This is a genomic window from Pseudomonas sp. 2822-17 (assembly GCF_002742485.1).
Lineage (GTDB): Bacteria > Pseudomonadota > Gammaproteobacteria > Pseudomonadales > Pseudomonadaceae > Aquipseudomonas > Aquipseudomonas cyclaminis.
Genome location: NZ_LJRZ01000757.1, coordinates 1 through 239, shown reverse-complemented (window position 1 = coordinate 239; position 239 = coordinate 1). Strand labels below are relative to the sequence as shown.

At 42.3% G+C, this 239-nt stretch carries 1 pseudogene; it reads left to right on the top strand.

Going from position 1 to position 239, the window contains the following annotated elements:
* A pseudogene (locus AOA60_RS26435) lies at nucleotides 1-121 on the top strand (bifunctional 5,10-methylene-tetrahydrofolate dehydrogenase/5,10-methylene-tetrahydrofolate cyclohydrolase); the annotation flags it as partial.
* Nucleotides 122-239 lie beyond the last annotated feature (118 nt).

Here is a 239-nt window from a genome sequence, read left to right as displayed (position 1 = left end):
TTATGACAGTTGTTATGATGTTGCTGGTGCAATTACTCCTGTACCTGGCGGCGTAGGCCTAGTTACTATTGCTACATTACTGAAACATACCGTTGAGTCAGCAGAGAAACTTTATGGATAGAATATAAGAAAAGCACAGGTGCCTTGGTCATAGACGTCGAATCACATTCTTATTCGACCTCTGGGCAGTACGCAATTTCGCTTTCAGGTCGAATTACACTCTTTTTCGACCTGTAGAT